The organism is Acidiphilium sp. (assembly GCF_049977125.1).
Lineage (GTDB): Bacteria > Pseudomonadota > Alphaproteobacteria > Acetobacterales > Acetobacteraceae > Acidiphilium.
The window spans coordinates 1-6,401 of record NZ_JBMFGY010000071.1; the positions used below are offsets into that span (position 1 = coordinate 1).

Here is a 6,401-nt window from a genome sequence, read left to right on the forward strand (position 1 = left end):
AACAATAACCTCGAACACGGCGTTCCGCCAGTTTCCGTGATGACACCAATTCCGGATCTCAAGCGCTCCCGCGTGCTATCCTTCGTAGCAACAGGATTCTCCCTCGCTGTCGCGAAACACGGCAACCCGGACCAGTCCCGCGCAGACGGGGTGCAAATCCTGCCAGATAAACCGGGCGAGATTTTCCAGTGTCGCGGGGCCAAGGCCCGCGACATCGTCGAGAAACCGGTGATCGAGGGCAGTCCGCAACCGGGCCAGATGTTCACCCAGCACGCCGAAATCCATTACCATCCCCGCAGCGCTTGTTTCGCCGCGCAGCGTTACGGTGGCGCGATACGAATGCCCGTGAATGCGGCGACTGGCTGCGGTCTCGATGCTTCGGTTCAACGTGTGGGCAGCCTCGAAGCGAAAATCCTTCGTGATCTCGAACATCAGGGAATCCCCAGATATTTATGTGTCTGCATCGACAGGCGCCATCGCGGGTGCGCTTGGCAATAGGCGATGGCGGCCTCCGTATTGGCGATCCGGTCCGGCCCATCCATCGGCTGGAGCAGAAAATGGGTGAAGTCGAGCGCGGTGAACCGATCCGGCATGGCGTCCGGCTGGGGATAGACCAGCTTGAGTTCGTCGCCGCGCGACGCCACCAGGTGCGTTCGCGCCTTCGGACTGACGCAGAGCCAGTCGATCCCCGGTGGTGGCGTGATGGTACCATTGGTTTCGACCGCGATGGTGAAGCCCTCGGCATGGATGGCATCGATCAGGGCGGCATCGAGTTGCAGCAACGGTTCCCCGCCGGTGATGACAACGAAGGCATGATCGGTATCCGGTGCCGACCAAACGCCGCGAATCGCCGCGGCGAGGCTGGCGGCATCGTTGAACTTACCGCCGCCGGGACCGTCCGTACCAATAAAATCGGTATCGCAGAACGGGCAGATCGCGGTGGCCCGATCGGCGTCGCGCCCGCTCCAGAGATTGCAGCCGGAGAAGCGGCAAAACACCGCCGCCCGGCCGGCATGGCGACCCTCGCCCTGCAAAGTGAGAAAAATTTCCTTGACGCTGTAACTCATGAGCGCCGACTAACTCAAACAATCCGATTTGGCGACCGGTCTGGCGCAGGGCGGCTATCACGCTTGATCGCGGCGCGCTGTCGGGCAACATCATTGCCATGAACCGATCAATCGAACCACGCGAGGCGATCCTGGTGCTCGGGATGCACCGTAGCGGCACCTCGGCATTGACGCGCGTCCTCGCCTTGTGTGGTGCGTCTCTGCCCGCCCGGCTGATGCCTGCCGCGCCCGAGAGCAATGAAACCGGCTTCTGGGAATCGCAGGTACTGGTCGATCTGCACGATGAGGTGCTGAGCGCGATGGGTTCATCCTGGAGCGACATTCGCAGCCTGCCCCAAGCCTGGTTCTCCAGTGCCGCGGCCGAGGGGTTCCGGTCCCGCCTCGCGGAAGTTCTGGCCGCGGAATTCGCCGATGCCCGATTATTCGTGGTCAAGGACCCCAGACTCTGCCGCCTGTTGCCGCTCTGGCTACCGGTCCTGGCGGCGCGATCGATCACGCCGCGTATCGTCATTCCCATCCGCCATCCGCTCGAGGTTGCCGCTTCACTCAACCGCCGTGAGGGATTCGATCACGCGCGCGGCCAAGCCCTGTGGCGCAGCTACATGCTCGCGGCCGAGCATGAGTCACGCGGACTCCCTCGCTGCTTCGTCACCTATGACAATCTATTGACCGACTGGCGGGGCGTGGTCGCGCGGATCGGCGCGATAGTTGATCATGACTGGTCCGCCACCGCCGATGCTGCGGCCATCGACGCATTCCTCTCGAGCAAACTGCGCCATCACGTCGTTGCGGCGACGGACACCACCGATCTGGCCCCGGGTGTCGACATGATCTTTGCCTGGATGACGACCGCCGCCGCCGGTGTGGCGCCGAATGTCGACGAGCTCGATCAGGTTGCGGCAAATCTCGCGATTGCCGAAACCTTTCTCGGCCCGGTGATCGTTCCACTCGAGACCGCGCTTGCACAAAAATCCGCTGATCTCGATCACTGGATCGACGCAGCGGTACAACGCTACGCCGTGATCGAGGATCTGCGCGCCGAAATCGCCCGGCGGGACTCCCAGACAATCCGGGTTCGGGATTCGCGCGTGCGGTCTCTTGTCGCGTCGCTGCGGGCGCTCATGAAACCGCGTCGCTGAAAGGGGTGGGCGAGTTGTAAATTTTTGTAAAGCAAACCCCGTGATCCCGCTTTTCCCTGTCAAAATTCTGTCACCTTCGATATAGCCAAAAAATCATATCGATCGAGTCCGATTGCCGGAGTCCGGCACAAACAGGGGCGAAATTTGTCTGATATCACGGCTTCGAACGGGAATAGCGAATGAAAATGAAATCTTACGCCGGCGTCATCATAGGTGCCGGCCTCACTCTTGGCATGACGGTTGCGGCCCACGCCATCAGCGGTCCGTCCTGGGTGCGACTCGATGGTGGCCCGTTGGGTCCAATCGAAGTCTCCGGCGGGCTCGATGGTTATTTTTATGGGCAGGACGGCACCGCGACCAACCCGCATGCCAGCATCGCTGGCAGTAAATCAATCGGTGCCGAGATCGACGACTTCATGATCCAGATGCGCAAACCGACCGGCCTGATCCAATTCACCATCCAAGCCGCCGAATATACCAATATCAACCTCGGCACCAACCGGCCCAAGGAAATCAGCAGCGACGCCTATACCACCGGGCCGATCCGCGCGGCCTATATCACGCTGGCGCCGAGCAAGGCGTTTTCACTCTCCGTCGGCCAGGTCGATTCGGTTGAAGGCTACGAATCCGCGTTCGCCTGGAACAACCCGGTAGCCTTGCGCACCGTGATCGCGGCCGTAGAAAACAGCGAAAGTCGAGGGGTGTCCGCAACCTACACGCACCGCAACCTCAGTGGCACGCTCGTCATCAGCGATGGTTACGATACTGGCGTGTTCAACTATCTCCAGTTCCTTCTGACCGACACGATCGATGCGAACAATAGCCTCAATCTGTTCGGTGGAATCGCGTTAGGTGTCACCGGCCCCAACGCTTTTGCCTATGGCAGCGGCGGCCAGAGCGCTGGCGGCGCCAACGGGGTCGGCGGCCAGGGACAACTCGCGGCGGTGAATTCAAATATGCTCGGTGCCTGGTACACCTGGACACATGGCGGCCTCTCGATCACGCCGGAAGTGCAATACCAATATACAGGAGCGATCCACCGCTATGCCGGCGTGACATCCGGTGGGATGTCGGACGATATTCCAAAACAGACGAGCAATTTCGCGACCGCCGTCTTCGGCGATTATCAACTCCCGAAATCACCGTTTTCGGTCGGCTCCTGGATCGAATACGCCACCAGCCATGGCTCAGCCGCGCAGGATGCTTGGTTTGCCGCTCCCAATGCCCAACTGGCCGGCATCACCGTCGCGCCGACCTGGCAGCACAAGAATTTATACACGCGCCTGAACATGGGATACGTGCATTTGCTCGATCGTGGCACGCCGCCGGCTGGTTACGGCAACAACGGCCAAGGCACCAATCAGGTGGTGGCGACACTTGAGTTCGGTCTCGTCTTCTGAGGTCGCACCACAGTCAAACCGACGTCGCGATCAGGGTCTGACCTGGCCAAAGTTCCGATCGAACCGGGCCGCGAACTGGGTTGGATGGCACTTGGTCTAGAGCGTTATGCTTTCAGCTTAACGCTCTAGCTCTATGTTTTTTCGAGCGATTTCATGCGATTACATTGCCGGTGTCGCGTCAACTTAATCGCATATCGCTCTAAAACTCGAGGTCGAGTTCGATGATCGTATCGGGCTCGAGTTCGGCGTCGGCGTACCATTCTTCGACATCCGGCCAGGTCAGGAGGGTTTTGGCATAGGCCGCGCAAACCGGATCAAGAGCGACGTCGTAGCTGCGGAACCGGGTGGCGACCGGTGCAAACATGGCATCGGCGATGCACGGTTTCGCGCCGAACAGATACGGACCGATCGATGCGGACAAGCAATCCCGCCATATCGTCGTGATCCGGTCGATATCGGCCTGGGCGCCTGACCATACGGTAAATCCGGGCCGCACGGCGCGTAAATTCATCGGCAGTGACGCGCGCAAGGCCGCGAAGCCGGAATGCATCTCACCACTGATCGAGCGGCACCGCGCGCGCTGCACGGGGTCGGAGGGCAGCATACCGGCTTTCGGATAGGCTTCGTTCAGATATTCCGCGATCGCGATCGTGTCCCACACGGTGATGTCGCCATCGATCAGGCAAGGCAGCAGGATTGACGACGTTCGCATCAAAAGCTCGGCCCGCGCCTGAGGATCATCGGCGGCGGCGGGTTCGACGACGAAATCAATTCCCGACAGGCGGGCGAGGAGAAAACCGCGCAAACACCACGACGAATAATTCCGACTGGAAATTGCCAGCCGTGCCGGCGCTTTGTGTCGTTTTGACACAGTTTGATCTCGAGCCACCATACCGCGCTTTCCTTTTCAGAAGGTTTCGATCATGCTCGAAACCGATAAAGAGATACACCGCTTTCGATGCACACCCACGGCTGGCCGGACAAGACGGAAACGACGCAGCGATGCAATGCAGATTTAAATTGACCGAATCGAAGGATAGCACCACTTAAAACCTATTACGCAAGGGGGTGTTAACGATTTCCTGCGATGATATTCCGCTAGAGAGGCGAAATGACGATGATGTATGATGTCTATCAGACGCAGGAAGATTGGTTCGGGCCATTCCGCCTCGCGGCGCGGCACATGGCACCCATGGTCGATTTGTTCGCCCCGCCGCGCGTCCTCGGCACTGCGGTGCGACAAATGGGCGCGGCGCTCGAAATTTTTGGCAACAGCGGGATTTTGCATCGGCGCCCCGAATTCGGCATCTCAACGGTTCGTCTGGGTAACCGCGACGTCGCGATTACCGAGGAAATCATCCTGGCGTCACCCTTTGGGGACCTCCTGCATTTCCGCAAGGACAGCGATCGTATCCAACCGCGTGTCCTGATCGCCGCCCCGTTGTCGGGTCATTTTGCCACATTGTTGCGCAATACAGTCGAGGTTCTGTTGCAGGATCACGACGTCTTCATTACCGATTGGCACAATGCGCGCGATGTGCCGCTGAGCGCAGGCCGGTTTGGCTTTGACGAGTACGTCGACCACGTCATGACCTTTCTCCGTGCGATCGGTCCCGGCGGGCACGTGGTTGCCGTCTGCCAACCGGCCGTTGCCGTGCTTGCCGCAGTATCGCTGATGGCTGAAGGCGGTGACTCTGCGGTGCCTCGGACCATGACGCTGATGGGCGGTCCGATCGATACGAGGCGCAACCCCTCCAAGGTCAACGCTCTTGCAAAAACCCGCGACATCTCCTGGTTCGAGAAAAACCTGATCTCCACGGTGCCGGCGCGCTACAAGGGGGCCGGGCGCAAGGTATATCCCGGTTTCATGCAATTGGCTTCTTTCGTCTCGATGAATCTCGATCGGCATATCGGCGCGCATCTGCGCCAGTTTCGCGCGATTTTGACCGAAGATGACGCCAGCGAAATCGCGCATCGTAAATTCTACGACGAATATCAGTCGGTCATGGATCTGACGGCTGAATTCTACCTCGAAACCGTCGAGCGTGTGTTTCAGCATCACGATCTTCCGATGGGGACTCTTTTGTGCCACGGCCAGACGGTTCGACCCGCTGCGATCGACAAGACTTTTCTTTTCACCGTCGAGGGGGAGCGTGACGATATTTGTCCTCCAGGACAGTCGGTCGCGGCGCTCGATCTTTGTTCAAGTCTCAAACCGTCGCGTAAACGCAACCATTTACAGCTAGGCGTTGGCCATTATGGCGTGTTCAGCGGTTCTCGTTGGGCGAATGAAATCTACCCTGAATTGCGAGAGGTTATCGCCTTGAACGATTGACTAAGGTCGTCTCGTTTCGTCCCCTGTGAAAGCTTCATTCCATGCTCCAGCGCATCATCAAGCGATTGTCTTCTGCGTTTGCATCCGGCCCCGGTGACTCGCACCACGCATCATCGCCGAAGAAACTGTCGCCCGCCGAGGCGGTTGCGTTCATCGCATCGTCGGATACCGTGTTCGTCGATGTTCGCGAGCGGGCTGAACTCGATCGATCCGGCACCATTAAAGGAGCGATCCATGCGCCGCGCGGCAATCTGCCGGGCGCGTCAGCCCGCGCGGGAGCCAAGCCCGGTGCCGTGCCTCACCCGGATATGCATCTGATCCTGTTTTGCGCTTCCGGAATGCGCGCGACGTTTGCCGCCAAAACCGTGATGAGCTGCGGTTATCAGCGCGTGTCGCTCGTCAGTGGCGGCGGCTTCGACGCGCTCAAGCGCGCCGGCGCGCCGACCACACGGTAACCCCG

7 protein-coding genes are annotated in these 6,401 nt (G+C 59.7%); 4 read left to right on the top strand and 3 right to left on the bottom strand.

Features of this window, described 5'->3' with window-relative positions; genetic code table 11:
- Nucleotides 1-75 precede the first annotated feature (75 nt).
- Nucleotides 76-432 carry a 6-pyruvoyl trahydropterin synthase family protein gene (locus ACP5E6_RS11535; RefSeq protein WP_427954387.1) on the bottom strand — a complete coding sequence of 119 codons (357 nt, stop codon included), beginning with the start codon at nucleotides 430-432 and terminating at the stop codon, nucleotides 76-78.
- A complete protein-coding gene (gene queE / locus ACP5E6_RS11540) occupies nucleotides 432-1,067 on the bottom strand; it encodes a 7-carboxy-7-deazaguanine synthase (protein ID WP_427954388.1) in 636 nt (211 codons plus the stop codon). Before queE ends, ACP5E6_RS11535 begins: the two co-directional genes overlap by 1 nt.
- A 98-nt stretch (nucleotides 1,068-1,165) precedes the next feature.
- Between queE and ACP5E6_RS11545 the strand changes: the two genes are divergently transcribed.
- Nucleotides 1,166-2,206 carry a sulfotransferase family protein gene (locus ACP5E6_RS11545; protein ID WP_427954389.1) on the top strand — a complete coding sequence of 347 codons (1,041 nt, stop codon included), beginning with the start codon at nucleotides 1,166-1,168 and terminating at the stop codon, nucleotides 2,204-2,206.
- 179 nt (nucleotides 2,207-2,385) lie between these two features.
- Nucleotides 2,386-3,606 (top strand): outer membrane beta-barrel protein, encoded by a 1,221-nt coding sequence (locus tag ACP5E6_RS11550; RefSeq protein WP_427954390.1) that lies wholly within the window; start codon nucleotides 2,386-2,388, stop codon nucleotides 3,604-3,606.
- A 199-nt stretch (nucleotides 3,607-3,805) separates the two neighbouring features.
- On the opposite strand, the gene ACP5E6_RS11555 is transcribed toward ACP5E6_RS11550, so the two are convergent.
- A complete protein-coding gene (locus ACP5E6_RS11555) occupies nucleotides 3,806-4,498 on the bottom strand; it encodes a glutathione S-transferase (protein WP_427954391.1) in 693 nt (230 codons plus the stop codon).
- Nucleotides 4,499-4,723: 225 nt separating this feature from the next.
- Here ACP5E6_RS11555 and ACP5E6_RS11560 point away from each other — a divergent pair, with 225 nt between their 5' ends.
- On the top strand, nucleotides 4,724-5,941 hold the full coding sequence (locus ACP5E6_RS11560; RefSeq protein ID WP_427954402.1) for a polyhydroxyalkanoate depolymerase: 1,218 nt from the start codon (nucleotides 4,724-4,726) through the stop codon (nucleotides 5,939-5,941).
- A 41-nt stretch (nucleotides 5,942-5,982) separates the two neighbouring features.
- Nucleotides 5,983-6,396 (top strand): rhodanese-like domain-containing protein, encoded by a 414-nt coding sequence (locus ACP5E6_RS11565; protein ID WP_427954392.1) that lies wholly within the window; start codon nucleotides 5,983-5,985, stop codon nucleotides 6,394-6,396.
- The last annotated feature ends 5 nt before the right edge of the window (nucleotides 6,397-6,401 follow it).

Coding starts and splice junctions, on each gene's coding strand:
- ACP5E6_RS11545 (WP_427954389.1), top strand. CDS start 1,166: ATGAACCGATCAATCGAACCACGCGAGGCGATCCTGGTGCTCGGGATG.
- ACP5E6_RS11555 (WP_427954391.1), bottom strand. CDS start 4,498: ATGGTGGCTCGAGATCAAACTGTGTCAAAACGACACAAAGCGCCGGCA.
- ACP5E6_RS11560 (WP_427954402.1), top strand. CDS start 4,724: ATGATGTATGATGTCTATCAGACGCAGGAAGATTGGTTCGGGCCATTC.
- ACP5E6_RS11535 (WP_427954387.1), bottom strand. CDS start 432: ATGTTCGAGATCACGAAGGATTTTCGCTTCGAGGCTGCCCACACGTTG.
- ACP5E6_RS11550 (WP_427954390.1), top strand. CDS start 2,386: ATGAAAATGAAATCTTACGCCGGCGTCATCATAGGTGCCGGCCTCACT.
- ACP5E6_RS11565 (WP_427954392.1), top strand. CDS start 5,983: ATGCTCCAGCGCATCATCAAGCGATTGTCTTCTGCGTTTGCATCCGGC.
- queE (WP_427954388.1), bottom strand. CDS start 1,067: ATGAGTTACAGCGTCAAGGAAATTTTTCTCACTTTGCAGGGCGAGGGT.